This is a genomic window from Arthrobacter crystallopoietes, assembly GCF_002849715.1.
Lineage (GTDB): Bacteria > Actinomycetota > Actinomycetes > Actinomycetales > Micrococcaceae > Crystallibacter > Crystallibacter crystallopoietes.
This window is the reverse complement of sequence record NZ_CP018863.1, coordinates 36,703-62,929: the sequence shown is the minus strand read 5'-3', so window position 1 is coordinate 62,929 and position 26,227 is coordinate 36,703. Positions and strand designations below refer to the sequence as shown.

General features: G+C 61.7%; 18 protein-coding genes. 13 read left to right on the top strand and 5 right to left on the bottom strand.

The features are described from left to right. The first annotated feature begins 166 nt into the window (after nucleotides 1-166). From mtrA to secA, 7 genes are all read left to right on the top strand, one after another. The gene (gene mtrA, locus AC20117_RS00295; protein ID WP_074701566.1) at nucleotides 167-844 is read left to right on the top strand and encodes an MtrAB system response regulator MtrA; all 678 of its coding nucleotides are present in this window, start codon (nucleotides 167-169) and stop codon (nucleotides 842-844) included. Next, the gene (gene mtrB / locus AC20117_RS00290) at nucleotides 845-2,548 is read left to right on the top strand and encodes an MtrAB system histidine kinase MtrB (RefSeq protein WP_083339805.1); all 1,704 of its coding nucleotides are present in this window, start codon (nucleotides 845-847) and stop codon (nucleotides 2,546-2,548) included. It begins immediately after the preceding gene. Next, the gene (locus tag AC20117_RS00285; protein ID WP_158300418.1) at nucleotides 2,529-4,259 is read left to right on the top strand and encodes an LpqB family beta-propeller domain-containing protein; all 1,731 of its coding nucleotides are present in this window, start codon (nucleotides 2,529-2,531) and stop codon (nucleotides 4,257-4,259) included. Before mtrB ends, AC20117_RS00285 begins: the two co-directional genes overlap by 20 nt. Nucleotides 4,260-4,374: 115 nt before the next feature. Beyond that, a complete protein-coding gene (locus AC20117_RS00280; protein WP_074701568.1) occupies nucleotides 4,375-5,187 on the top strand; it encodes a ComF family protein in 813 nt (270 codons plus the stop codon). A gap of 248 nt (nucleotides 5,188-5,435) precedes the next feature. Next, complete coding sequence (gene hpf, locus AC20117_RS00275) at nucleotides 5,436-6,161, top strand: ribosome hibernation-promoting factor, HPF/YfiA family (RefSeq protein ID WP_074701569.1); 726 nt, start codon at nucleotides 5,436-5,438, stop codon at nucleotides 6,159-6,161. A 40-nt stretch (nucleotides 6,162-6,201) separates the two neighbouring features. After that, nucleotides 6,202-7,473 (top strand): winged helix-turn-helix domain-containing protein, encoded by a 1,272-nt coding sequence (locus AC20117_RS00270; protein ID WP_074701570.1) that lies wholly within the window; start codon nucleotides 6,202-6,204, stop codon nucleotides 7,471-7,473. A 44-nt stretch (nucleotides 7,474-7,517) separates the two neighbouring features. Further along, a complete protein-coding gene (gene secA / locus AC20117_RS00265; protein ID WP_074701571.1) occupies nucleotides 7,518-10,259 on the top strand; it encodes a preprotein translocase subunit SecA in 2,742 nt (913 codons plus the stop codon). Nucleotides 10,260-10,277: 18 nt separating this feature from the next. Here secA and AC20117_RS23175 read toward each other — a convergent pair whose 3' ends face one another. Both AC20117_RS23175 and AC20117_RS00255 read right to left on the bottom strand, forming a co-directional pair. Further along, nucleotides 10,278-10,892: an Rv3235 family protein gene (locus tag AC20117_RS23175; RefSeq protein WP_139186808.1), complete on the bottom strand. Its 615-nt coding sequence runs from the start codon at nucleotides 10,890-10,892 to the stop codon at nucleotides 10,278-10,280. Nucleotides 10,893-10,930: 38 nt separating this feature from the next. Beyond that, a complete protein-coding gene (locus AC20117_RS00255; protein ID WP_074701575.1) occupies nucleotides 10,931-11,665 on the bottom strand; it encodes a LysM peptidoglycan-binding domain-containing protein in 735 nt (244 codons plus the stop codon). A gap of 155 nt (nucleotides 11,666-11,820) precedes the next feature. Between AC20117_RS00255 and AC20117_RS00250 the strand changes: the two genes are divergently transcribed. Continuing rightward, nucleotides 11,821-12,387: a hypothetical protein gene (locus tag AC20117_RS00250; RefSeq protein ID WP_074701577.1), complete on the top strand. Its 567-nt coding sequence runs from the start codon at nucleotides 11,821-11,823 to the stop codon at nucleotides 12,385-12,387. 59 nt (nucleotides 12,388-12,446) lie between these two features. On the opposite strand, the gene AC20117_RS00245 is transcribed toward AC20117_RS00250, so the two are convergent. Beyond that, nucleotides 12,447-12,665: a helix-turn-helix domain-containing protein gene (locus AC20117_RS00245; RefSeq protein WP_074701579.1), complete on the bottom strand. Its 219-nt coding sequence runs from the start codon at nucleotides 12,663-12,665 to the stop codon at nucleotides 12,447-12,449. A 378-nt stretch (nucleotides 12,666-13,043) separates the two neighbouring features. Here AC20117_RS00245 and AC20117_RS00240 point away from each other — a divergent pair, with 378 nt between their 5' ends. The 4 genes from AC20117_RS00240 to AC20117_RS00225 all read left to right on the top strand — a co-directional run bounded on the left by AC20117_RS00240 (nucleotide 13,044) and on the right by AC20117_RS00225 (nucleotide 21,256). Further along, nucleotides 13,044-13,580, top strand: coding sequence for a hypothetical protein (locus tag AC20117_RS00240; protein ID WP_236777403.1), 537 nt, complete (start codon nucleotides 13,044-13,046; stop codon nucleotides 13,578-13,580). Further along, nucleotides 13,577-14,866 (top strand): CpaE/TadZ family protein, encoded by a 1,290-nt coding sequence (locus AC20117_RS00235; protein ID WP_074701582.1) that lies wholly within the window; start codon nucleotides 13,577-13,579, stop codon nucleotides 14,864-14,866. The genes AC20117_RS00240 and AC20117_RS00235 overlap by 4 nt, the downstream gene beginning before the upstream one ends. A 77-nt stretch (nucleotides 14,867-14,943) precedes the next feature. Continuing rightward, nucleotides 14,944-19,776, top strand: coding sequence for an NAD-glutamate dehydrogenase (locus AC20117_RS00230; protein ID WP_074701584.1), 4,833 nt, complete (start codon nucleotides 14,944-14,946; stop codon nucleotides 19,774-19,776). A 1-nt stretch (nucleotide 19,777) separates the two neighbouring features. Next, on the top strand, nucleotides 19,778-21,256 hold the full coding sequence (locus AC20117_RS00225) for a sensor histidine kinase (protein ID WP_074701585.1): 1,479 nt from the start codon (nucleotides 19,778-19,780) through the stop codon (nucleotides 21,254-21,256). A 61-nt stretch (nucleotides 21,257-21,317) separates the two neighbouring features. Here the strand turns inward: AC20117_RS00225 and AC20117_RS00220 are convergent, their stop codons facing one another. Next, complete coding sequence (locus AC20117_RS00220) at nucleotides 21,318-21,566, bottom strand: WhiB family transcriptional regulator (protein ID WP_026818945.1); 249 nt, start codon at nucleotides 21,564-21,566, stop codon at nucleotides 21,318-21,320. Between the two features lie 263 nt (nucleotides 21,567-21,829). On the opposite strand from AC20117_RS00220, the gene AC20117_RS00215 reads away from it, so the two are divergent. Next, entirely contained in the window at nucleotides 21,830-22,252 is a 423-nt protein-coding gene (locus AC20117_RS00215; protein ID WP_335644730.1) for a hypothetical protein, read from the top strand. A 12-nt stretch (nucleotides 22,253-22,264) separates the two neighbouring features. On the opposite strand, the gene AC20117_RS00210 is transcribed toward AC20117_RS00215, so the two are convergent. Next, nucleotides 22,265-26,194, bottom strand: coding sequence for an FtsK/SpoIIIE domain-containing protein (locus tag AC20117_RS00210; protein ID WP_074701586.1), 3,930 nt, complete (start codon nucleotides 26,192-26,194; stop codon nucleotides 22,265-22,267). Between the last annotated feature and the right edge of the window lie 33 nt (nucleotides 26,195-26,227).

The following is a 26,227-nucleotide window of genomic DNA, read 5'->3' as shown; positions in this document are numbered from 1 at the left end:
CGGCAGGCTTACCGGCCGTACGAAGTGCTAGCCTCACAACAGCCTATAGTTTCCGTCTCCCAACTTCACTCAGCACTCGGCCGAAGGGTCACCGGGAAGGAATATAGCGCTGTACCGCACTGTGCCCAACGCGACATTGCAAGGGCCAATAGGGGAATATGGAGATATGAAGGCACGCATACTTGTCGTAGACGATGATGAGGCTTTGTCCGAAATGATCGGCATTGTCCTGCGCAACGACGGATTCGATCCGGTGTTCTGCGCGGACGGAAGCCAGGCGGTGGAGGTTTTCCGCAGCTCCAAGCCGGACCTTGTGCTCCTGGACCTGATGCTGCCCGGTATGGACGGCATTGAAGTCTGCCGTCAGATCCGCGGCGAGTCCGATGTGCCTATTGTCATGCTGACGGCAAAGTCCGATACGTCGGACGTGGTCCGCGGACTGGAATCCGGTGCCGACGACTATGTGCCCAAGCCCTTTAAACCTGCCGAACTCGTGGCCCGCGTGCGTGCCCGCTTGCGGCCCGGAGACCAACGTGCCCCGGAAACCCTGCGGATTGCCGACGTCGTTATCGATGTGGCAGGCCATGTGGTGCACCGCGGCGACGAAAAGATCTCGCTGACGCCGCTGGAATTCGACCTGCTTGTTGCGCTGGCCCGTAAACCCTGGCAGGTATTTAGCCGCGAACTTCTCCTGGAACAGGTCTGGGGCTACCGCCATGCCGCAGACACCCGGTTGGTCAACGTCCATGTCCAGCGGCTGCGTTCCAAGATCGAACGGGATCCGGAAGCGCCCGAGGTGGTCCTGACCGTCCGCGGCGTGGGATACAAGGCTGGCCAAAGTTAGTTGAATCCCGCGCTCACGCGGTGGTTATCGGGGCTGAAGGCGGCAGCCGCCCCGTTCTGGCGCGCCGTTCTGGCTGGCCGCGACAAGATAGCGGCCAGATGGCGGCGCTCGCTGCAGTTCCGTACAGTCACGGCAACCGTCCTGCTGACCGCCTTTGCGTTTCTTGGCGTAGGCGCATTCCTCTCGAGCCAGATAGCCTCGGGCCTGTACCAGGACCGGCTGCAACAGGCGGAGGCGGAGTCCCGGCAGGAACTGAACCGGGCCAAGAGCATTTTCGAGGGCTCCGCAGCCAGCGACCGGGCCACCGTCACCAGCATGGTGGCGGACACCCTGAAGCTGCTCGAGGGCACCGGCGGGGGCACTCCGCGCTACTACCTGCTGACTCCCATGAAGGACGCGCAGAACCTCTACGTGGCCAGCCGGTCAAACACCAGCATTACCGCGAGCATTATTCCTGAAGGGCTCAGCCAGGCAGTCGCCAGCGGCACGGGCCAGTACCGCCAACCCATGGCGCTGCCGCGTGGAGACCATGATGTGCCTGCAATCGCGTTCGGCACGCAGGTGTCGCTGCCGCCGGGCAATACCTACGCGCTCTATCTGATCTACGACCTCTCCGCGGTCCAGCAGACCCTGGACTTCATCCACGGCATCCTCTGGATCGGGGGAGGCCTGCTGCTGATCCTCACCGGCGGGATCGTTTGGCTGCTGACGCGCGCCGTGGTGCATCCCGTGAGCCAGACCGCCATCGCCGCCGAGAAGCTGGCGGCGGGTCAGCTGCAGGAACGGGTGGAGGTCCGCGGCGAGGACGAACTGGCGCGGCTCGGCGAGTCCTTCAACCGCATGGCGGCCAGCCTGCAGGAACAAATCACCCAGCTCGCCACGCTGTCGGAGATGCAGCAGCGGTTCGTTTCCGATGTCTCCCACGAACTGCGCACCCCGCTGACTACTGTACGGATGGCAGCCGAGGTCCTCTACGATGCCCGTTCGGACTTCGATGCGATCAATTCCCGATCTGCCGAACTGCTCTACCACCAGGTGGAGCGGTTCCAGGCGCTCCTGGCTGACCTGCTGGAGATCTCCCGTTTCGATGCCGGCGTGGCGGTGCTGGAAGCGGAGCCAACCGAAATTTTCGACGTCGTCCGCCACGCCATGGAGGGGGCGCAGCCGTTGGCGGAGAACTCCGGTTCGGAACTTGAGCTTGTCTCCGCCGAAACCAGTTGCGTGGTGGAGATGGATCCACGCCGCATCGACCGCATCCTGCGCAACCTGATCGTCAACGCCCTGGAGCACGGCGAGGGGCAGCCGGTGGAAGTGATTGTTGCTTCCTCCGAGGACGCCGTTGCCGTTGAAGTGCGCGACCACGGCATCGGCATGACCCCGCTGGAAGCATCCCGGGTTTTCGACAGGTTCTGGCGGGCGGATCCGGCCCGGGCACGGACCACCGGCGGCAGCGGGCTCGGGCTGTCCATCGCGACCGAGGACGCCAGGCTGCATGGCGGCTGGCTGCAGGCCTGGGGCCAACCCGGAAAGGGATCCTGCTTCCGGCTGACGTTGCCACGGCGCCGGGACACGGTGCTGACGCGGTCGCCGCTGCCGCTGCCGCCGGCCGAGGCCCACGGCGGGCCCGCGGAAATCTCCGCACCGGAACGGCAGGATGTGCAGGTCACGATGGAGGGGGAGCACCATGCAACGGACGTTGGGTGAGCGCAAAGGCGGGCCTGGTGCACTGCTGCGCGCCGCCGTCGTACTTCTTGCCGCTTTGGTCATGCTCAGCGCCTGCTCCTCGATTCCCATGTCGGGACCGGTAGGAACCAGCCAGGGCGAAGAGCCCCAGACCCAGGCGGCCGAGTACACGTTCACTCCGCCGGGACCTGTCCCCGGTGCGGACCCTAAGGCCATAGTCGACGGCTTCCTGCTCGCGGGAACCGCGGCCCAGGACGATTACCGCACGGCGCGTGAATTCCTGGCACCGTCGCTGGCGGGCGAATGGCAGCCGGTGGAGCGCACGGTTGTCTACCGGAATTCGGTGAACATCGTGGGCTCTCCTACGGACACCGAATTCGTGGTGCAGCTCGAAGTCGCCTCGGTCATCGACGAACACGGGATTCGCGAGCCCGCGGAGGAAGGCGCCACGGAGTCGGTGCCGGTGGTGCTGACCGAAGTGGACGGCCAATGGCGGATCTCCGAGATCCCGGACGGCACCATGGTCTCCAATGTCGACTTCCAGACGCTGTTCTCCGCCTATAACCTCTACTTCTACGACGCCACGTACACCTATGCGGTCCCCGATGTGCGCTGGTACGCCAGCCGTCAGGGGGTATCGGCGGCGATTGTCTCCTCGCTCCTGGAAGGGCCTGCCCCGTATCTCAGCGGTGCGGTGATCAGTGCCTTCCCGGAAGGGTCCACGCTGGTCAGGCGCTCGGTGCCGGTGGAAAGCGGGGCGGCCACGGTTGACCTGTCGGCCGAAGTCCTGACCGGCACCACGTTCCTGCGCCGACAGCAGATGCAGCAGCAGCTGGAGCTGACACTGGGCGGGCTGAACACGGTCAGCACGGTGCACATGACCGTGGACCAGCGCGAGGTTGACCTGGGGCCGTCCCCGGATCCTGCCTTCCAGGCCGCCGTGACCAATCCCGCGGTCGGCAGCCTCCAGATCGGGGTGCTGGACAACGAGCTGACGTTCTACGAAGGTTCGCGTCCGGTCGAACCGCAGAATCTGCCCGCTGTCTCGGACCTCAATCCGCGTGATCCGGCGATGTCCCTTGACCAGGAGCACTTTGGGTTCCTGAACGCGGAGCGCAACCGGATGTACGTTATTGGCCCGGACAAGACAGCGCATCAGGCGGTTGCCGGAACACAGCTGACTGCCCCCAGTGTCGATCCGTTCGGCTGGACCTGGACTGCCGCCGGCGACCAGAGCGGAGCGGTTTACGCCATCGCCCCCGATGAGGCGCGGACGCGGGTCGACATCACCGCGCAATGGTTCTCGGAACGGACCATCGAGGAACTGAGGATCTCCCGGGAAGGGGCCCGCGCCCTGGTCATCGCCCGGGAAGGTGACGAATCGAAGGTCTACATTGCCGGCGTGGTCCGCGACCAGAACGGACAGCCGCGCAGTATCAGCACGCCGATCGAGCTGGATGCTTCCGTTCCCGCGGATTCAGGGGTGTGGGCCAACGAATCAACGGTGATCGTCATGCAGTCATCGGCCGACGAACCGGTGGAAACGGAAATATTAAGGCTCGACGGCGGTTCGCAGCGGATGGCGCCACTGACCGGAATGCTGGACATCAGTGCCGGCAACGGAGACCAGGACGTTTATGCCCAGACGGAGGAAGCGTTGTATATCCGGGTCGGCAACAGCTGGGCGCCCCAGCCGCCGCCCCTGGTGATCGATCCGTCTTTCCCGGGATAACGGGACACGCAGTCCGATAAGCACGAAAAGCTTGTACGTTCCGTAGAGTCGGCTCGTTGTCCACAAGCGGCTCACCGGCGTTGCCGGCCCGTCATGGGTGGGCGAGGGTGGAAGCATGTGGTTCCCCGCCGCCCTGTTTGATGCCCTGTACTTCCACTCCGCAGTGCAGCGGGTGCTGCGGTGGGCCGCGGAGTTCGGCCACCTTGTGCTGCCTACCGATTGCGTCAGCTGCGGGGCCGAGGACCACACACTGTGTCCGCCTTGCCGGAGCAGGCTGCGCAGGGCGACCGTACGGCCCTACCGTGCCGAGGACGGAGCCGAGTCGTTGCCCTTTGTCGGGACGGACCTGATCGAGGTTCTGCCGGTTATGGCTGCCGGCCGTTACCGGCATGAGCTTTCCCAGGCGATCCTGGCCTACAAAAACCAAGGCCGGACGGACCTTTTGCACGCGCTGGCCCCTGCGCTCGCAGCCGCTGTCCACGCCGCGGCGCACATCGACGGCGGCCGTCCAGGGGTTTTTCTGGTTCCGGTACCCTCCCGCGCCAGTTCGCGCAGAAGGCGTGGCTACGAACCGCTGGACTTACTGCTGCGCCGGCTGGAACGGCAGAAACTCCTGCCGGCTGAAGTGTCCGTGCTGCGCGCGGCCTGTGTCCGGCCCGGTATGGCCGGCATGGTGAAAGGTATCCTTCCGGCAGCTTCGCAGAAGTCGCTGGGCAAATCCGGCCGACGCAGCAACGTCGCCTCATCGATGAGGATCAAGCAGCGCTACACCGCGTCCCTGCAGAACCGGCACTGCATTCTGGTCGATGACGTGCTCACCACCGGAGCAACCCTGGCCGAGTTGACGAGAGTCCTGCGCGAGGCGGGCGCAGTGGTCGATGCAGGCGTGGTTGTGGCGGCGACATCCGCGCCCTCCGGAACGGCCTGAAGCATCGCGACACAAACCGGAATCAGCCGCAGGCTTAATGGCGCGGATCCGCGTAATTACAGGGCAAGAGCCAACAATCTGCGGCCTTTTGGGAAAATTCCGCGGGGGAGGGGGTGAATAAAGGATGACGTTGCCTTAACGTGAAGTATGGGCTCCGCAAAAAGGGACGAGGGCCCGTCTTCAGCGACTGGGAGGAGAAATTTTCTTCAGTCGCTGTTGTGTCATCTAAAGCAGTTATGGAGGGCACCATGGAATTCAATATCAACGGCCGCAACCTCTCGGTCTCCGACCGGTTCCGGGAATACGCCGAAGAGAAGATCTCCAAAATAGAGCAGCTGGGCGACAAGGTTCAGCGGCTGGATGCCAAGATTACGAAGGAAATCAACGCTCGTCAGGCGGACAGCTCCATGACCGTCGAGCTCACAGTACTCGGCCGTGGCCCCGTTGTCCGTGCGGAAGCCACCGCAGCTGACAAATTTGCCGCCTTCGATCTGGCCTACGGCAAGCTCATGGAACGCCTTCGCCGGGCCCGTGACCGCCGCAAGGTCCACCATGGACGCCACAACCCCAAGGGCGTCCATGAAGCTACCGCGTCGCTCGAACCTGCAAGCACCACCAAGCCGCTGCATGTCGAGACATCGGAGGCCAGCCTGAACGGCTCCACTCCGTCAGCGCAAACAACGGACGAATATGAAATAGAGAATGACATTCCGGCCGGCGATTCGCCGGTCCTGATCCGCCGGAAGGTCTTTCCGGCTCCGCCGATGACGCTCGACGATGCTGTCGACAACATGGAACTCGTCGGACACGACTTTTACTTGTTCATCGATTCGGCAACGAACTCCCCGAGTGTGGTCTACCGGCGCCGCGGCTGGACCTATGGAGTGATTTCACTGGATGCCGATTGTAAAGAGGAATCCACCGCGAAGGAAGAGCTTCTGGCGTACCGCGCAGCAGAAGGAGCAAACGCTTAGAACCTAAAGGCAAGCGCAATCCGGTGCCTAGGATAGGTGGATGTCTGCACCCCTAAGTCTCCGCCAGGCCCGGCGCATCGCGCTCGCTGCACAGTCCCTACACAGGGAGCGGCCCACCGGTCTTGTTTCGGCAAGAGCGGTGGGCCGTACCTTTGACCGGCTGCAACTGCTGCAGATCGATTCGGTGAACGTGCTGACCCGGGCCCATTACCTGCCGTTGTTTTCCCGTCTGGGTAATTACGACGTCGAAATCCTGCATCGCTTTGCCGGCAAGGCTCCGAGACGCATGGTTGAGTACTGGGCACACGAAGCCAGCTACATCCGGCCGGACCACTTCAACGACCTGCGCGTGTGGCAGAAAAGAAAATGGGTGGGCGCGTCTGCGATGGACCCGGATACCCGGGATGACCTGTCGGCGCGGATCATGCAGGCTCTCGCTTCGTCGCGTCCCCTGAGCGCCCGGGCCGTTGCCGAACGGATTGGTCATGCCGAAATCCGCTCCACAACCCAGTGGGGGTGGAACTGGAACGCGGCCAAACGCGTGCTTGAAGACCTGTTTGAACGCGGCGACATCAGCGCTGCTGGCCGGAACGCCCAGTTCGAGCGGCTCTATGCATTGACCGGGAAAGTGATGCCCAAGGGCGTCGATCCCTCCTTGCGACCGGAGAAACACGACGCGATGGTTCGGTTGATAGATGCCGCCGCAACAGCCCATGGCATTGGTACGCTCAAATGTTTCGCGGACTATTTCCGGATTCCGCTTCAGCCGGCTGCGGCGGCCCTGCGGCAGCTCCTGGCCGAAGGCAGGGTGGAAGAAGTTTCTGTCGAGGGGTGGCAGGGACCGCACTATCTGCACACCGAGGCGCTCCGCCCTCGCGCGGCGAGAGGCCGCGCATTGCTCGGGCCTTTCGATTCGCTGGTCTTCGAGCGGCGCCGGCTGGAACGTCTATTCCACTTCCACTACCGCATCGAAATCTATACCCCTGCCGCGCAGCGGCGCTACGGGTACTACGTCCTGCCGTTCCTGCTGCGGGAGTCCTTGTGTGCCAGGGTGGACCTCAAGGCGGACCGCTCAGCCGGCCTGCTCCTGGTCAAGGGCGCCTTCAGCGAGGCCGATGCACCTGCGGACACCGCTGTCGAACTTGCCGCCGAACTGGAGCTGATGTCGCGCTGGCTCGGTCTGGAGGGCGTCCGGGTCGAGGACCGCGGGGACTTGGCCGGGCCGCTTAAAAATCTGCTGGCAGGGCACCGCCGAAGTTCGCTTGTCCGCCCTGCGGGAACCAAAGCAGAGGTTGATACGTCTCTCCCGTAGACTGATGAAGCCAGAATTCTGTGCAAACGACTGGGAGCAATGTAGTGCCATCGATTCTCGAGCGAGTCCTAAGAACCGGCGACAAAAAGACGCTGAAGAGGCTTCGCAACTATGCTGACGCGATCAACATTCTCGAAGAGGACTTCAAAGCCCTCTCGGATGCTGAGCTTCGCGGCGAGACTGACACTTTGAAACAGCGCTACCAGGACGGCGAGCATCTCGATGATCTCTTGCCCGAAGCGTTTGCCGCCGTTAGGGAAGCGTCCAGCCGTACATTGGGCCTGCGCCACTTCGATGTCCAGCTCATGGGCGGCGCTGCGCTTCATCTGGGCAATATCGCCGAGATGAAAACCGGTGAAGGCAAGACCTTGGTCGCGACAGCTCCTGCCTACCTGAATGCCTTGACCGGACAGGGCGTCCACGTCATCACGGTCAACGACTATCTGGCCGAATACCAGTCCGACCTGATGGGCCGTGTCTATCGCTTCCTCGGCCTGACCAGCGGCTGCATCCTGTCCAACCAGAACCCGTCTGTCCGCCGCGAACAGTACAACGCCGACATCACCTACGGAACCAACAACGAGTTCGGCTTCGACTACCTCCGCGACAACATGGCCTGGAGCAAGGACGAACTGGTTCAGCGCGGGCACCATTTCGCTGTCGTCGACGAAGTGGACTCGATCCTGATCGACGAGGCGCGTACCCCTCTGATCATTTCCGGGCAGGCGTCGGGTGACGTGAACCGCTGGTACACGGAGTTCGCCCGCGTGGTGAAGCGACTGAACGTTGAGGACGACTACGAAGTCGATGAAAAGAAGCGCACAGTCGGCGTGCTGGAATCCGGCATCGAAAAGGTCGAGGACTACCTCGGCATCGACAACCTCTACGAGTCGGCCAATACTCCGCTGATCGGATTCCTCAACAACGCCATCAAGGCCAAGGAACTGTTCAAGCGCGACAAGGACTACGTCATCCTCAACGGCGAAGTCCTCATTGTCGACGAACACACGGGCCGAATTCTCGCCGGCCGCCGCTATAACGAGGGTATGCACCAGGCCATTGAGGCCAAAGAGGGTGTGGAGATCAAGGCCGAGAACCAGACGATGGCCACGGTAACGCTGCAGAATTACTTCCGGCTTTACGAAAAGCTGTCGGGTATGACGGGTACGGCCGAAACCGAGGCCGCTGAATTCATGAGCACCTACAAGCTCGGCGTCGTTCCGATTCCTACCAACAAGCCGATGGCCCGCGTTGATCAAGCGGATCTGATCTACAAGAACGAACTGGCCAAGTTCGACGCCGTCGTCAAGGACATCGCTGAGCGCCATGAAAAAGGACAGCCGGTCCTGGTCGGTACCACCAGCGTCGAAAAGAGCGAGTACCTGTCCAAGCAGCTGGCGAAACAGGGGGTACGCCATGAGGTGCTGAACGCCAAGAACCATGCGCGTGAAGCTGCCATCGTTGCTCAGGCCGGGCGCAAGGGTGCGGTCACGGTAGCGACGAACATGGCCGGCCGCGGTACAGACATCATGCTTGGCGGCAACGCTGAGTTCAACGCGGTGGCCGAAATGGAGAAGCGCGGACTCGATCCCGCGGAAAACCCCGAAGAGTACGAAGCGGCCTGGCCTGCGGCGTTTGAAGCGGCGCAGAAGGCCGTGAAGGCAGAACATGACGAAGTAAAGGAGCTAGGCGGACTCTACGTGCTCGGTACCGAGCGCCACGAATCGCGCCGCATCGACAACCAGTTGCGGGGACGTTCCGGCCGCCAGGGCGATCCCGGTGAGTCGCGCTTCTACCTCTCGCTGACGGATGACCTCATGCGGCTGTTCAACTCAGGTGCAGCTGAACGCATTATGAACTCGTCCCGTATGCCTGATGACGTTGCGTTGGAATCCAAGATGGTCTCCAAGGCAATCGAAAATGCCCAGGGCCAGGTCGAGGGACGCAACGCCGAACAACGCAAGAACGTGTTGAAGTACGACGACGTGTTGAACCGCCAGCGCGAGGCGATCTACGGTGACAGGCGCCGGATTCTCGAAGGCGATGACCTGCATGAGAAGGTCGCTTTCTTCCTCGAAGACGTCATCACGGCCATGGTGGATGAGGCAACGCAGGAAGGTCACGGCGATGACTGGGACTACGAGCAGCTTTGGACGAACCTTAAGCAGCTGTACCCCATCCAATTGACCATCGACGAGGTCGTCGAGGAAGCTGGCGGCAAGTCCAAAATCACGGCGGAATTCCTCCGCGAAGAAATCGTATCGGATGCCAAGGTCGCATACGCTCAGCGTGAAGAGGCTCTCGGATCCGCAACCATGCGCGAGCTGGAGCGCCGGGTTGTGCTTTCCGTGATCGGCAGGAAGTGGCAGGAACACCTCTATGAGATGGACTATCTCAAGGAAGGAATCGGCCTGCGTGCGATGGCACAGCGCGATCCTCTGGTGGAATACCAGCGTGAGGGTTTCATCATGTTCCAGGCGATGATGGAAGCCATCCGCGAAGAGAGCATTGGGTATCTGTTCAACCTTGAAGTCAAGGTCAAAGAACCTGCTCCGACAGGTCTTCCCGGTGTAACGGATGGCCGCAGCGCAGTTCGGGCACCGGAGATAACCGCGGCAGGCCTGGAGGCACCTCAGCGGCCGGCGTCGCTGCAGTTCACGGCTCCCACCGTTACCGGCGAAGCAGTGACCCGGGTCGAGCGGCAGAACTCGGGCAAGCCTGGGAACCAGACTCAAGCTTCCGACGGCGGAAAGGCGGCAAAGGACGCCAAACGTCGCCGGAAGTAAACCGCTCCCGACCCGTTGTCACCCGATTTCCAATGCGGCGACTTTCCAGAGCCCGCGCCTGAATTCAAGGCGCAGCGCCACGGCGCGGACTCTGGACGCTTCAGCGATCACCAGCGATGCTTCATAGGCGCTGTCCGAGACCTGGCACACCCGGGAGGAACGGATGGTGGCACTGCGGTGGAGCCGCAGGACGGTTTGCCCGGCAGCAGCGCGGCGCTCCTGCCGTTCCCTGACCAGACCTGCACGCCGGGCGACTTTTTCATAGCAGACGGGATCAAGCCAGCGAGCCAGCTGCTGGACGGGGCGGGTGCCACCGATTGCTTCCATCGCGGCCTGCGCCACGGATCTCGCGGTAGCAGTTACCTGCCGCAGTTCCTGGGCATCCATCCCGCGGGTTTGCTCCCCTGCTGGCCCGCCCGGCGCCCGATCCCCTGCCTTGTCGGGGGTCTTTGAAGGAGTGCGTGGCTGCAGCCGGACAACTGGTGCGAAGTAATCCTCAGGATCCGGCGACCTGACCGGCCGGACCGTGAGTGGCCTGGGCGCTCCGCTGGCAGGCGCAAGCGCCTGTACCTCGGTTAGCTCCCGGTCCGCGTGTTCCGGCTTATCCTGTCGCAAGGGGGTGACGTTGTTCATGGCATGGCCTTTCCTCATCTGACGGTGCGATTGCGAGTTCAACGGTTTGCGGGGGCTTGAAGGACTTGTCCGGGCAGAAGTACGGCAGGGTCCGGTCCGATGACATCCTTGTTGGCGGAATACCATTTAGGCCAATGCGCCGCTATCTCCGTGTCTGTGGCACGCTTGCCCAGATCCTTGGCAGCGATATCCCACAGCGTGTCTCCAGCACCCACTGTGACGAAGATGCTTTCCTCGTCCGTCTGGCTAATCGGCCTGGCAATGAGACCCGGCGATGCCGGCGGTGCAGCAGGCTTCCACCAAGGGCTGACCGATTGGGATTCACCTGACGAGGCCAGGGCCAGGCTGAAGTATGGGGAAACCGAACTGCTCTGGAGCGACGCTGACTGGGATACGTTGTCCCTTCCGGATACTGGGGGCGCGGCATTGGCCACCACGGGTACGGCTAGGAGATTCAGACCGAAAACGGCAGTGGCGAGCCGTTTCATGAATGCGGGGCTACAGGCAAAGGACGCAGCCGCGAGCCTGGTATGTCCGGCACTCTGAAGCACCGCACCGACGACAGCGCAGACGATGCCAACCAGCCACCAACCGACAATCGCCAAGCCAACCAGAGCCGCGCTGGAAGCAAGCAATTCCGAATAAGTGTGCAAGAGCAGGGGACGCCATGTTCCCTCGTCGTTGATGCTGATGCGGCCTCCTGCCCACAGCAGTACGGCACCGCAGAGCGGAATCATCACGGTGATGACTGTGTCTGTTCCTATCTTCTTCATGTCACGCTCCACGCAGAGGATGTTCTATTTGATATTGTTTGATGCCGTTTGATGCAATTGAGGTTGTTTGACTCCTGATGATGGCATCAGCACGCGGCGGTGTAAACCCCTTGGCGCAGTTTGACCCTCTTTGATGCTGCTTCTAGGCTGGAGCAGTGCGATGGGACTCGTTGTTTGCGGATATGGAAGCGCAACTGCACGCCGCGGGCCAGCGGGGGCTTGAATCCGAAGCCAACGAGCTTGCGCGGATGAACCACGCCGAAACGTCGCTGGGGGACCGGTTGCGGGGGCAAATCGGTTCGGGGATCCGGCTGACAGTATCCGGAGGGCTGCAGTTCACTGGGGCCTTGGCACACGTCGGGTCCAGTTGGTTGGTCCTTAACGAACGAGCCAGAAGCGTTCTCGTGCCGCTACCGGCAATCCAGTTACTGGAAGGGCTAAGCCGTAGCTCGTCAGTTGAGAAGTCATCCGTGGCGAAGCGGCTCGGTATGGGCTCGGCGCTGCGCGCGCTGGCGCGGGACCGGGCCGACGTCGTACTTCACCTGGCATCCGGCTCGGCGGGCAGGACTGTCAATGGCATGATCGACCGCGTCGGCAGCGATTTTTTGGAGCTTGCGGCTGTTCCTTCAGGCGAGGCGCGGAGAGCCAGTAACGTGCGGACTGTGTATGCTGTCCCATTTACAGCGATTGGAGCCCTGGCCTCGGTCCGCGCAGGGGATTGAAACCCTGCCTGATTCGCAGCCCTCGATTCGGCTCCCGTTCAGCGCGAAGGCAGGAGTTCCTAGCTGGTCTTTCCTGATTTGGCCTCTTCGACCAGACGACGAGTCTCGGCGTACTTATCGTCGATGTACTGGTCCAGCATCAACTGTTCCACACGCCACTGGCCGCGGCCGCCAATCTGGATGGCCGGCAACTCACCGCTGCGCACTAGTGCGTAGGCCTGGGAAGATGATATCTGCAGTATTTCGGCGACATCAGTCAGAGTCAGAAAGCGAGGCATCAGGTCCTCCTCAACGGCAGTTCTTTGTGCAGGGGTCAAGTTCATTATGACATCGGTTGATGCAGTTTGACGCGATGCGGCTCTCGATGCTGTGGACTGATGCAAAATGAAACTTTGTTATCCACAATTCATGGCATCAGCAATCTGTAGGTTTGTTTTTCAAGCCGTCTCCATAAGAATGGTCGGAGCCCGCGATGTCAGCCGAATGTCTCAGCAGATCAGAGGATTTGTCTTCGGTGCATCTGCTATTCCAACAGGGGGAGTACCTTGAGCGCTGTTACCGACCTTGCTGCTCCCGCAGCGCGATTGAAGAAGCCATCGTGGAAGGACCCGCGGCTGCTCATCGGTATCCTGCTGGTTCTGGTTTCAGTTGCCTCCGTGACCGCGTTGCTGGGGAACGCGGATAAGACGGTTGAAATGTTCGCGGCGAGGGACGACATCAGTGTTGGCCAGCAAATAACCTCGGACGAACTCTCCATCGTGAACGTCAGACTAGGCGACGTCCAGAACACTTATCTCAGTGCGGAAACCGGCATTCCTGAAAATGCGGTCGCGACAACTTTCATACGCAAGGGAGAGCTCATCCCAGGGGCCAGCGTGGGTAAAGCCGACGCTTTGGACCGGAAGCCGGTTGCGCTGACCATCGACAGTGCGCTTCCCGAGGGTGCTGGCGCGGGGGCCAGGGTAGACGTTTGGGTCGCCATGCCTGACGGCCGAAACGGCTTCAGCCCACCCGAACGGCTGTTGGAAAGCGCCGAAATTTCCCAGCTTTCAGAGACAGGACCCGCGCTGGGATCGGCGCAAATAGAGCAACTGCATGTATTGGTCACAGATGAAAAAATGCCGGGCTTGCTTAATGCCCTGTCTAACGGCGCACGGATCAACGTGGTCCTGAACCCGGGCAGCGGTTCATGAGCGTCCCTGTTATTACATACGGCGATACGTTTACTGACTTCGTCGGCGGGCTGGAACGACTGCATGGTCCGGTTACGGTCGTACGCAGATGCAGTGCACTCGCTGAGCTGATTGCTGCGTGCCAGACCGGGCTCGCCCGAGCCGCAATCGTTGCCGGGGACACGTCCGAGCTAGGCATCGGTGTCCTGGAGCGGCTTCACACCTCACAGGTTGCCGTCGTCGTGCTCACGGATGATGAAGGGGAGCGCCGGCGATTCGATGCACTGGGAATTGCCCACGGACCGGTTTTGATGGAGCCTTTGCAACTGGCCGACCTGGTCACCGAAGCCGTCGCGAACCTTCCAGTTTCAGGCACCCAGATGGCGGCAGGTTATGCAGACCCGGCCCATGCCCTGATGCCGGTCGCGATCCCGGACGACCAACCTGCCGATCTGTCAGCCGGGGGTCAGGTAATCGCTGTCTGGGGACCAGCAGGTGCGCCCGGCCGAACGACCGTAGCGGTGAATCTGGCGGCAGAATATGCGGCAGCAGGCAAGACGACGATACTGATCGATGCCGACACCTATTCTGCGAGCGTAGCGGCGTTTCTCGGCCTGATGGACGAATCCGCCGCACTGGCCCAGGCCTGCAGACTGGCAGATCAGGGCATCCTGGATGGACCGGCCCTGGCGCGGGTAAGCGTCAAGGTAGCGGTACAGGGGGCGCACCTCCAAGTGCTGACAGGCATCACAAGGGCCGAGCGGTGGCCGGAACTGCGGCCTGGGGCCATGGCCACGGTAGTGGGTCTGGCCAGATCTCTCGCGGACTACACCATCATCGATTGCGGTTTCTGCCTCGAGGCCGACGAAGAACTCAGCTTTGACACGATGGCTCCACGCCGCAACGGCACGACCCTTCGTTGCCTCGAATTGGCGGATACTGTCTTTGCAGTCGGAGCTGCCGATGCCATTGGAGTCCCCCGGCTGGTCCGGGCGCTTGCAGAAATTGAACAGGCTGTTCCCAGCGCCGCGCCCCGTGTTGTCCTAAACAAGGTGCGCGCATCATCGATCGGATCGGCGCCCGTTGACCAGCTCCGGCACTCCTGGGAGCGGTTCGGGCCCGTCAAAGAGGTGCAGTCATTCCTGCCGGCCGACTTCGATGTCGCGGACACGGCACTGCTCAGTGGCTCCGTACTTCTCGAAAGCGCCCCGGATTCACCCCTGCGCCACGCTATCGCACTGCTGGCTGGTCGCGATCTTCCTGTCCGCCGCAACGGTTCGCGCAGACGCAGGCGCCTCAAAGTGTAGTTTTGGTCGGCTGGCGTTAGGCTTGCAGGTGTGGCCGCAATGGGGCGGCCTTGGACCACCTATCGGAGGCGTTTTTCATGTCGTCAGGATCCAGTGCTACGGATCTTTCCACTTCGGGCAAGCATCCCGGGGACTTCCTCGGGAACTATTACGAGCACCTGGCTGCCGAAGATGCTGCAAGCTATAGCGGCGACACTTTGGAGGCCCGGGCCATGGCGCATCGAGAGCTCGCCCTGAGCCGGCCCAGCGGGCAAGCAGTCATCGGCATTCGCAATGAACGTAATTCCAGCGTCATCATGATAGCGACGGACGACATGCCGTTCCTGGTCGATTCAGTGACAGCGGAAATTGTGCGCCAAGACCTGGCTATCCGGATGCTCATGCATCCCACTTTTATTGCCATACGTGACCGGACCAGCCACGATCTCGTAGAGCTGAAACGCGTACCGGCTCACCTGGGTGCCTCCAGCGGCGACACGGCCGCGCTGCCGAATCTCGCAGAGTTCATCGCCTCGGGTGACAAAGCGTCGCACATAGAGTCTTGGATTTCAGTGGAGACGGTACGTATCTCCGGCGACGAAAAGGCACAGCAGGTCATTGAGGGAATCCGCAAGGTGCTAGGTGACGTTCGCGTCGCTGTTGAGGACTGGTCTTCCATGCGCAGCCGGGTCAGGCAGATTGCCGCATCGTTGGACTCTGTTGCCGGCGCCGCGGAGATACCGGACCTTGACGAGGCCAAGGAGCTCCTGGAATGGCTGGACAACGGAAACTTCACTTTTCTGGGATACCGGGAATATGACCTTGCCAATCAGGCGGGGGAGGACGTGCTGTTGCTGCGCGAGGGCACTGGGCTCGGCATCATGCGTGAGCTGCCGGAGGACCGGCATGTCCAGCATCTGACTGAGGAAGGCCGCGCCCGCGCCCGCGAGAAGCGCGCGTTGGTTATTACCAAGGCGAATTCCCGTTCCACGGTTCACCGGGCGGCTTACCTGGACTACATCGGAGTCAAGAGCTTTGATGCTCAGGGCAACGTCAACGGTGAGCGCAGATTCATCGGCCTCTTCGCCAGCAGCGCTTACAACCGTTCTGTACGCAGCGTTCCCATTGTGCGCGAAAAGGTCGACGCAGTCCTCAAGCATTCCGGTTTTGCGCCCGACTCCCATTCGGGCAAGGACCTGCTTTCCATTCTTGAGTCGTACCCCAGGGATGAGATATTCCAGATGGGCATCCAGGAACTGGCGGATATCGCCATGGGTATCCTGCGGCTCCAGGAGCGCCGGAGGACGCGGCTCTTTCTCCGCCAGGATGTGTACGGGAGATTCGTTTCGGCACTCGTCTACCTGCCCCGTGACCGTTACACCACGGCGGTGAGACTGCGGATGCAAGACGAGCTGCGCAAGACCTTCGAAGCGAAGGCCATTGACTACGAGGCTCGGATGACTGAGTCTTCCTTGGCACGGTTGTTCTTCCGCATCAGGCTCAGGCATGGTGCGGAAGTGCCGCAGATCGATGTCGCAGACCTTGAGAGGCGGCTGGCGGCCGCGGCACGGTCATGGTCCGAAGGTATTGACCAGATTGTACGGACGAAGTTTGACGGTGAGGACGCCGAGAAGCTTTCGGCGAAGTGGGCCGAAGCGTTTCCTGCCAGTTACCGGGTCGATTATGAGGTCGAAGATGCACTCGAGGACATCGCGCGCTTCGAGAGCTATAGCGAAAAGGCCGATGTCAGCCCGATCATGCACGTGTACATTCCTGCGGATGTGCAGACGAAGGTCGAGGACGCCCGGCTCAAACTCTATTTGCCGGAACCGCAGTCACTGAGCCAGATTCTGCCCGTCTTTCAAAACCTCGGTTTGGAGGTCCTGGATGAACGGCCATTCGAAATTATCACGGCCGACGGCGAGGATTTCTTCCTTTACGATTTGGGGCTGAAGTATCCCTCCGAAGTGGACCCGCTCGCCACAGGCGGACTCGTGCAGGACGCATTTGGCGCCGTTGTCACAGGACGGAGCGAATCCGACCGGTTCGACCGGTTGGTCGTGCAGGAGCGGGTGCCTTGGCGAGAGGTCTCGATGCTGCGCAGCTACGCCCGTTACGTGCGGCAGTTGGGCTATGCAGGTTCGTATAGTTTTACCGCCGATACGTTGCTTGCAAACCCGGCGGTAGCCCATGCGTTGATCTCGTTGTTCAAGGTTCGGTTCGATCCCGACCTGAACGAGAATTCCCGGGCAGCTGCCCTCGAGCAGGCGCGCGCGAGCCTAGCCGACGGGCTTCAGGCTGTTCCGACTCTGGACGCGGATCGCGTGCTTCGGACGCTGGCTAATGTCATTGAGGCCACGTTGCGGACCAATTACTTCCAGAACAAGCCCTACTTGAGCTTCAAACTGCGTCCGGAGGCCATCGAAGGAGCACCGTTCCCGCGGCCGAAATTTGAGATCTGGGTCTACTCGCCACAGGTCGAAGGGGTGCACCTGCGCTTCGGCGAGGTCGCACGTGGCGGGCTTCGGTGGTCCGATCGCAGGGAAGACTTCCGCACGGAAATCCTCGGATTGGTCAAAGCGCAAACGGTCAAGAATGCCGTCATCGTCCCGACCGGTGCCAAGGGCGGCTTCTATGCCAAGCAGCTACCTGACCCGGCAAATGACCGAGCTGCCTGGATGGCAGAAGGCCAGTCGAGCTACCGCACATTCATCCGCGGTCTGCTTGATATCACCGACAATCTTGTCCGGACGCCTGCCGGCCAGCAGGTTGTCCCGCCCGAACGCGTCGTCCGCCTGGACGGGGATGACACGTATCTGGTTGTTGCGGCAGACAAAGGCACGGCGAGCTTCTCCGACATCGCCAACGAAATATCCGCAGAGTACGGGCACTGGCTGGGGGACGCATTCGCCTCCGGTGGCTCCGTCGGTTACGACCACAAGGCCATGGGGATTACCGCTCGCGGTGCATGGGAATCGGTAAAGCGCCACTTCAGCGAGCTAGGCATCGATACCCAGCAGGAGGACTTCACGGTTGCCGGTGTTGGGGATATGAGCGGCGACGTCTTCGGCAACGGCATGTTGCTCTCGAAGCACATTCGCCTCGTGGCAGCTTTCGACCACCGCCACATTTTCCTGGATCCCAATCCCGACCCGGCATCCTCCTACACCGAGCGTAAGCGTCTGTTCGAACTGCCCCGGTCGTCTTGGGCAGACTACGATACGTCACTGATCAGCGCGGGAGGAGGCGTATATTCCCGATCCATCAAGTCGATTGAGCTTTCTCCGGAAGTCCGTCAGGCTCTAGGACTGGATGAGAGTGTGACCGCGATCAGTCCGCCGGAACTGCTGCGCGCTATTTTGCAGTCCCCCGTGGACCTGCTCTATAACGGCGGCATCGGTACCTACGTCAAGGCATCCACGGAGTCCAATGCGGAGGTCGGAGACAAGGCCAACGACAACATCCGGGTCAACGGAAAAGATCTGCGTGCCAAGGTCATTGGCGAGGGCGGCAATCTTGGTATGACCCAGCGGGGTCGTATCGAGGCTGCTCTCAACGGAGTCATCCTGAATACGGATGCCATCGATAATTCCGCCGGTGTGGACTGCTCGGACCATGAAGTCAACATTAAGGTCTTCGTCGACCAGTTGGTGGCAGCTGGCAAGCTGCCGGCCAAAGAGCGCACGCAACTTCTCCAGTCCATGACCGACGAGGTCGGCCGGCTCGTGCTTGAGGACAACATCGACCAGAATGTCTTGCTGCTCAACGACCGTCAACGTGTGGTCGAGTGGAGCCCGAGTTATGAACGGCTGATGGATTGGCTGGAAAAGACAGCCGACCTTAATCGTGAGCTCGAGGCACTGCCGACCACCAGCGAACTGCACGAGCGCATCGACAAAGGCACGGGCCTGACATCGCCTGAATTGTCGGTACTCGCCGCCTACGCCAAAATCGAGTTGACCCGCGCGCTGACTCTTAGCAATCTCGCCGACGATCCGTACTTCGACAAAGTTCTTCGCGGCTACTTCCCGATCCCGCTGGTCGAGCGGTTCGGGTCGGACCTGGCCTTGCATCCATTGCGGCGTGAAATCATCGCTACGGTGATCGCCAACGACATGATCAACATGGGCGGCATCACTTTTGCCTTCCGGGTGATGGAAGAGACATCCGTTGACGAAGCTGCCGTCGCCAAAGCGTTCGTCACGCTTCGCGAGATATACGAACTGGACGAGCAGGTAGCTCAGCTCAACCAGCTGCCAGCCAATTTCCCGACCGAGGTCTGGGCGACCATCCATCTCGACATACGCAGGCTGCTCGACCGGGCAGTGCGTTGGTACGTCAACCATACCGACAGCGCCACTCCGGTCGGCGAAGGCATCGCGGCCCTTAAGCCGCTGGTTGATCCGCTTCGGACCAAGCTGGTTAAGTACCTGCGCGGCAATGACCTGGAGCGGGTGCAGGAGTGGCGGCAGCAGGGCGAGCAGTGGGGACTCCCGGAGACGATTGCCCATCAGTGGGCCGAACAATTCGAAAGCTTTGGATTGCTCGATGTAGCACGGATTGCAGTGCGCGTTGAGGAGCCGGTCGATACCGTCGCCCAAATCTACTACACGGTGTACGACAGGTTCGAAGTCGACGCCCTGCTAAACCGCATTACCAAACTGCCGCGCGAAGACCGGTGGCAGGCACTGGCACGTGCCGCGATGCGTGATGATCTCTATTCCACCATCACGGATATGACGCTTGCCGTCATGAACAGCACAGAAGCGGATCTTGATCCCGATGTCCGCATGCAGCAGTGGGTAAAAGCTAATTCCGAGAGCATTGAACGAGCAAGGAAGATGTTCGAGGAAATCAACCAGCTGGAGCATGACGACATGGCCTCCCTATCAGTTGCCCTGCGACTGATGCGTTCGACTGTACGGAGCTAATTTGGCCATCTTTACGGACCCGATAAAGGATTATGCGGATTTTGGGCCGGGGGACGCAGAATGGCTCCACCTGTTGGTGGGGGATTGGCAGCTAATCGCCGATCTGGCGTTCGCCGATCTGGCGTTGTGGTTTCCAACTCCCGACGGCGGCTATGTGGCATTGGCGCACGTCCGGCCGTCAACAACGCACACCGTCTTCCACAGCGACTTCGTGGGTGAGCGCATCCGCGCGGATCTGAAACCTCTGGTAGACGCTGCTCGTGAATCGCAGGTCATTGAGCGTTCTGGCGAGACCAACTGGACCACCGAGATGGCCATGCGCGTCGAAGCGGTACCTATGGTACGTAATGGCAGGACGTTGGCTATAGTCACTTCCCATATGGATCTGTCGAGCTCCCGGATGCCGTCCAGGCTGGAACTGACCTATCGGCAGTGCGCTTACGATCTGCTGCACATGTGCACACTCGGCCTGTGGCCCGATTTCGCTTCACCCACGGGGTCCCGCCGAGGTGCTCCCCGTGTCGGTGATGGACTCATTCGCATGGACGCCGAGGGAGTCGTTGAATACGCCAGCCCGAACGGCGTCTCAGCCTTCCGAAGGCTAGGCGATGTGGAATCCTTGGAAGGCCGTTCGCTGGCTGAGATCACGACGGGGCTTCTCAAAGACCGCCGGATGGTCGACGAAACGCTTCCGCTGGTCGTCACAGGACGGATGCCGTGGCGGACTGAAATCGAATCACGCGGCGTAACCCTGACCCTTCGGGCCATTCCTTTGCGCAATGAACAGGAGCGCTTCGGCGCGCTGGTGCTTTGCCGGGATGTCTCGGAGCTGCGGCGAAGGGAAATGGAGCTGGTTTCCAAGGATGCGACGATCCGGGAAATCCACCACCGTGTCAAGAACAACCTGCAGACCGTGGCTGCACTGCTCAGGATGCAATCACGGCGGATGGTCAGTGAGGAAGGGAAACAGGGGCTGGAGCAAGCCATGCGCCGTGTTTCCACTATCGCGCTGGTGCATGAGACATTGTCGCAGGGGTTAGCGCAGAATGTGGATTTCGACGAGCTAATCGGGCGGCAGTTCCGGCTTTCGGCGGAGGTGGCCTCGCCTACCCAGACGGTCAGCACGGAACGCAGTGGCGATTTTGGCGAACTGCCGAGTGAATTTGCAACGCCGCTCGCGCTGGTCATCAACGAGTTGGTGACAAACGCCGTCGAACATGGCTTGGACGGCCGGACGGGGACGGTGTGGCTAACGGCTGACCGGGAGCCAAGCGAGGCGGAGACGGAACTCCTCAAAGTCACCATCGCCGATGATGGCGTCGGGTTGCCCGAAGAGGCCAAGAGCGACGGCCTCGGTCTGCAGATTGTGCGGACACTGGTTACCAGTGAGCTGGGCGGGACCATTGAGTGGAGCCCGAGGGAGGGCGGTGGAACGTGCGTCAATATCGAGTTGATCCTTGACCCTACGATTCCCCGTTGAGTCCAGGCATGGAAGAGGCCGCCACCTTTTCGGTGACGGCCTCTTACCTAGGCACTGCGATTCAGGAAGCGCGGCGGGCCCGTGCGGCCCGGCGCTTGAGAGCACGGCGCTCGTCTTCACTCATGCCGCCCCAGACGCCGGCATCCTGACCGGACTCAAGCGCCCACTGGAGGCAAGTGTCGATCACTGGGCAGCGCCGGCAAACGCTCTTTGCTTCCTCGATCTGGAGCAGTGCGGGACCGGTGTTTCCCACGGGGAAAAACAGCTCCGGGTCCTTGTCGAGGCACGCCGCGCGGCTACGCCAATCCATGCTGATCACATACTCCTTTTAAAATGGGGTCCGATGGAATTCTCTTGTGAAAACGTTCACGAACGGACTCATAGTAAAGGGGGCTCTGATGGCCCCCGTTCGCTTCAGATCAAGAGTTTCACGTTAAATCCGTGTAAACAAGGGGTTCTGCTGACTTAATCGTTCAGAAACGTGAGTCATTCATCACAGGCTTGATACGATGCCGCTTTTACTCTGATTATGGCAACCGGCTGAGTACCGACTATCTAAGGTAGGGTGCCTATGTGTCAATACCTCCGGCCCCTTCAGCACCTGCCAAGCGTCCGATTGCGATCATCGTCATAGCTGGAATTGTCGTCCTGGAGGCACTGGCACTTTTGGCGGTCGCTGGATGGTTCGTCTACGGCTTGCTAACGCAAACGCCGACCTCTTTCGGCGGAGCCGTGTTCCAATTAGTGCTGTTGGTACTCCTAGCCGGATGGCTTCTGGCCGTAGGCCATTTTCTTTTTCGCGGCTACCGATGGACGAGAGCGGCAGCCCTGGTATGGCAGCTGTTTATCATTGTCATCGCGGTGCCGACCCTCTCCGGAGGTCTGGTCGCCCCCGGGCTCGCGCTGCTGTTGCCGGCCGCCGTGGTGATGCTGCTGATATTTACGCGACCCGTGACGGAATTCCTGACCAGAGGCGCCGCACCGACGGCCCTGTAGCTGGGCCCTGCCTCAATCCGCGAAGGCTATTTGCAGCGCCACGTTCCGGCCAGGCCTGATAGACCAGGCCCGCCCGGGCGGGGACTGTGACTGGTCAAGCCGCATCCCGAAAAAATCACCGTCGCTTGGCGATTGCGGCGAAAGCACCATGCCTGTTCCGGTGAACCGCGCCGCGGAGGCCAGCGGAATCTGCTGCAACAATGCCGGGCCGGGAACGGCGGTCATAACCGCAGCAGCGCCGGCCGCGACCAGCTCAGCGAGGCGCCGCTGTGCCGCCGGGCCAAACCTATGGGCGTTATCGACGAGCAGCAAGGCACCGGGTTCCCCGATAGCCAGCTCCTCCCAGAACCGCTCCGGCTCAATTCCGGCAGGCGGCCGATGGCACCGGACCTGCCCGGCGGACTGGCGATTCAGAACCTGGAGGAGGTTGGATTTGCCGCTACCGGCCCGGCCGAGGACCAGCAATGCCTCTCCGGGGACTATCTTCACGAACGATGCTTCCAGTTCATCGCCTTCAACGCCGATGACAAGATGCTTGTCATCGGGCTGCTTGGCTTCCGGCAGGCCAGAGAGGCCGATATACGCAGGCAGCGGCTCGACCCTGAATGGACGGCTTCGAGGCGGTAATGGAGGAAGGCGGACGCCGGCGGCCAGCAACTGGGCAACGGCCGCGGATTTAGCGCCGATCCGTCCTTGGACCATGGCGCGCCCTGCAAGGAATTCCATCGGCGGGAGTTTCGGCCACGCCATGAGGTTCTCCGGGCTGCTGCCGGCGGGAAGGAAGAGCTTGTTGCCCAGCAACCCGAAATACCTGCCGGTCACGAGCTCCCGTTCTCCGGACATCACTAGGATGACGGATGTCCTGCCGCCGTCCCTGGCAATGTCCTGTACACACTCCTCTGCCCAGGCCAGGCGGCTGTTACGAAAGGCAGAGGCCCAACGACCCCACCCGGTGACAAGGACCACCAGAGGAATCGGGACGGGTTGAGACCCGGTGCGTGCAGTAGCCGATAGGCGGCCCAAGCGGTCGGCGACCACATCTGAGAGCTTGCGCAGGAGGCGTGCGGCACGTTCGACATCTTGCGGGCCAGCGTACGCCCCCGTCCGTCCGGCACTTGCCGATGCAACCAACGAGCCGTCCCCGTCAAGTACGTAGCAATGGCGTTCCGGATCATGGGAGAGTAGCGACGCGGACAGAGCACAGACGAGCTCCCGGGCTCCGCTGCCGTCCACCCCGACAATAGCCAGGTGTCCGTCCTTCTCGGGGTGCCACCGGAGGACGCGCTGACACTGTTCCTCCGGCAAATCCAGCAAGCCCAGATCGACGTCGCCTGGCCCGGCATTTCCGGTAACGAGATCCTCCGGAACGATGACATCCGGCAACGGGGGCGTCAGCTGGCGGAGGGGTCCGGGCAGCTGCGCCGCGGCCGCGGCATCGCGCAGATCCTCGACCAGAGCCTTGGCAGGGTCAAGGGCAGGGGACCACGTCTGCCGGCAGGTTGGGCCACCTTCACCAGCCTCTACAGGCAGACCGTTTCCCCGCTCAAGCCAGTCCTCAAGGCGCATCGCCAAAAAGTTGTTGCCGATGCTGCGAATCGTCGCTGATGCTGACTGGAATTCGTACGGTACTCCTGAACCGGTCCTTAGAAAGGCTCGTCCCGGTGAACCGACATCGATGGCGGCCGCGGCGGATGAGTCGATCACATCGGAAGACTCCAGCGCTGTCTGCACGCGCAAAGCGATCGCCGTCGTGACGTTTGCGCGGATATCGGAGGTGATGGCACCCTGCGGCCGCTGTGTTGCCATCACCAGGTGGACGCCGAGCGATCTTCCCAACGCTGCTATTCGCATCAGCTCCGGAACCGCCCGAGGCACTTCGTCGGCCAGCATCCGGAATTCATCAATGACGACGACGAGCCGCGGCAGTACGCTGGGCCGGCATTCGCTGATGTCGGTTGCCCCCAAGCCAGTCAATTCCCTTTCACGCCGCTGGACCTCTGCGCGCAGCCAGATGAGGGCGCGGTTGACGTTCTCCGCCGATAGATCTGTCAGGAGGCCGATGCTGTGCGGTAAGTCCGCCAGAAGCCCGAGCCCTGCCCCGCCTTTGAAATCCACCAGGAGGAATTGCACCTTCTGCGGCGGGTGCCCGTGCGCCAGACCGAGAACCAGAGACCGGAGCAGTTCGGATTTCCCTGATCCGGTGGTGCCGGCGACGAGCAGATGAGGACCGTCAACGGTCAGGTCAAATTCCAGCGGTCCGTACTCGCCGACGCCCAGTACGGCCTGCAGTCCGTGTTCCGCTGCGTTGGCCATCCATCGTGGCCCAGCGGAAGTCTGCGGTAGAAGGGACTCCAATGCACACGTGTCCGGAAGCCCGACCAGCGCCGCGTCGATGCCGGGCGGTACGGCAGCCGCAGACAAGCGGGCGAACCGCTCGAGTGTCTGGTCTGAGACGAGATCCGGCAAGAAACCATGATGGTCTGCGGTCTCATGCAGCAAGCCCTGTTGGAACGACAGTTCGATCCGTAGGCCGGCATCGGCTCCGCCTGCGAACCAGAGGACTGCTGGCCGGTTTTCAAGTCCCTCCAGAACAGTTGCGGCTTCATCGGGCCAGCCGGCGATCAGGACGACGGCTCCTTCCGGAGCGGAACCCAGTAGTTCGGCAAGCGCATCCGGACGGCTGCAGAGCGTTGTGTTCGGGAGGAACCGTGCCGCTGCCGGAAGTGACTGTGGATCGCCGAAACAGATCACCCGAAACCGGGCACGAAGAGCCCGGGCACCCAGCTGCAGCAAGCAGGAATTGAGCATCCGGTGCAGCGCGCGATTGCTGCCCGTGAAGGCGATGTTGCGCTCCGCCAGCAGATCCAATGCCACCGGCATCCCAGCCAGGGCTGGCAGCTCTCGGCCGTCCGCCCCGGCAGGAAATTCGATTTTCGGCGCGTCTTCTGCTGTCCCGAGCCGAAGCCACAGGTGCTCCGGCCTCGCCGGCGAGACGGGCAGGGGCTCGTCGAGGAGCAAGCCGTACAACAATCTCGCCGGATCCGGTGCGCTCAGAAAGCGCCGCGCGGCATCGTGTGCAACGGCGCGGTCCACGGCCGCCTTGAAGCGTTTGCGCTGTGATTTTCCTGCAGCATAGGGAATGGCCGCCGTTAGCAGGGACAAGCCGCTGAACGCGAGGAAGAACCACATCCCCGTCAGTACGGCCAGGGCTACACCTGCTACCAGCGGGAGGCCTGCCAGCAGGAGAGTCATTTTTCCTCGGCCCTCAGGCGCACGTGCACTAACCGGCACCGGTGCTGTGAGGTCCTCGTCAGGGGTGAGTGCTTCGGGCGGTTCGCTGCCGACCCACAAGGAGAGCCTGCTGTTACCCGCCGCGATACGCATCGCGGACGTCAGCGTGCAAGATTTCCTCGCGTTTCCATCTACCTCGATGCCGTTGGCCGACCCGAGATCGGAGATGCGGATCTCACGCTCGGTGATGCTGAGCAATGCATGCTTTCGCGACAACGCCGGGTCATCGATGCCAACGGTGCAGCCGTCCCTGCCGATTGAATGGTTTCCTCGCGGAAGTTCAAATATGCGGCCGGAGTCCGGCCCGCCTGTCACTGCCAACGTGAGGCCAGGCGCGGCACCTGAGGCGCTTGCACCGCGGGCGTCGGAAGCGGACAACCGATGCCGTGCCCGGAACGCGACCGCGCCGCTGCAGACCACAACGGCACCGTTTACCAGTGGGAAGCTATGGGGTGTCAGGCATTCCAACGGCTCGCCGCCAACGCTCAGCACCAGCTGTCTACTTCCAAGCTGATCCTGCAGCCACTTCGCCAAGACGCTCCCTGACGAGGTTCCGCTGTTTTCGACGACGATTTCGCGATGGTCGGCAATCCAGCGGGCAGCGGATTCAGACAGACCTTCTGCGGCGGCAAGCGTGAGGTGCAGGGGCATCGGCTTTCCTTGACGGCTGGCGTGACGTTCACA

Coding starts and splice junctions, on each gene's coding strand:
- mtrA (WP_074701566.1), top strand. CDS start 167: ATGAAGGCACGCATACTTGTCGTAGACGATGATGAGGCTTTGTCCGAA.
- AC20117_RS00285 (WP_158300418.1), top strand. CDS start 2,529: ATGCAACGGACGTTGGGTGAGCGCAAAGGCGGGCCTGGTGCACTGCTG.
- AC20117_RS00280 (WP_074701568.1), top strand. CDS start 4,375: ATGTGGTTCCCCGCCGCCCTGTTTGATGCCCTGTACTTCCACTCCGCA.
- hpf (WP_074701569.1), top strand. CDS start 5,436: ATGGAATTCAATATCAACGGCCGCAACCTCTCGGTCTCCGACCGGTTC.
- AC20117_RS00270 (WP_074701570.1), top strand. CDS start 6,202: ATGTCTGCACCCCTAAGTCTCCGCCAGGCCCGGCGCATCGCGCTCGCT.
- AC20117_RS23175 (WP_139186808.1), bottom strand. CDS start 10,892: ATGAACAACGTCACCCCCTTGCGACAGGATAAGCCGGAACACGCGGAC.
- AC20117_RS00255 (WP_074701575.1), bottom strand. CDS start 11,665: ATGAAGAAGATAGGAACAGACACAGTCATCACCGTGATGATTCCGCTC.
- AC20117_RS00245 (WP_074701579.1), bottom strand. CDS start 12,665: ATGCCTCGCTTTCTGACTCTGACTGATGTCGCCGAAATACTGCAGATA.
- AC20117_RS00235 (WP_074701582.1), top strand. CDS start 13,577: ATGAGCGTCCCTGTTATTACATACGGCGATACGTTTACTGACTTCGTC.
- AC20117_RS00230 (WP_074701584.1), top strand. CDS start 14,944: ATGTCGTCAGGATCCAGTGCTACGGATCTTTCCACTTCGGGCAAGCAT.
- AC20117_RS00220 (WP_026818945.1), bottom strand. CDS start 21,566: ATGGATTGGCGTAGCCGCGCGGCGTGCCTCGACAAGGACCCGGAGCTG.
- AC20117_RS00210 (WP_074701586.1), bottom strand. CDS start 26,194: ATGCCCCTGCACCTCACGCTTGCCGCCGCAGAAGGTCTGTCTGAATCC.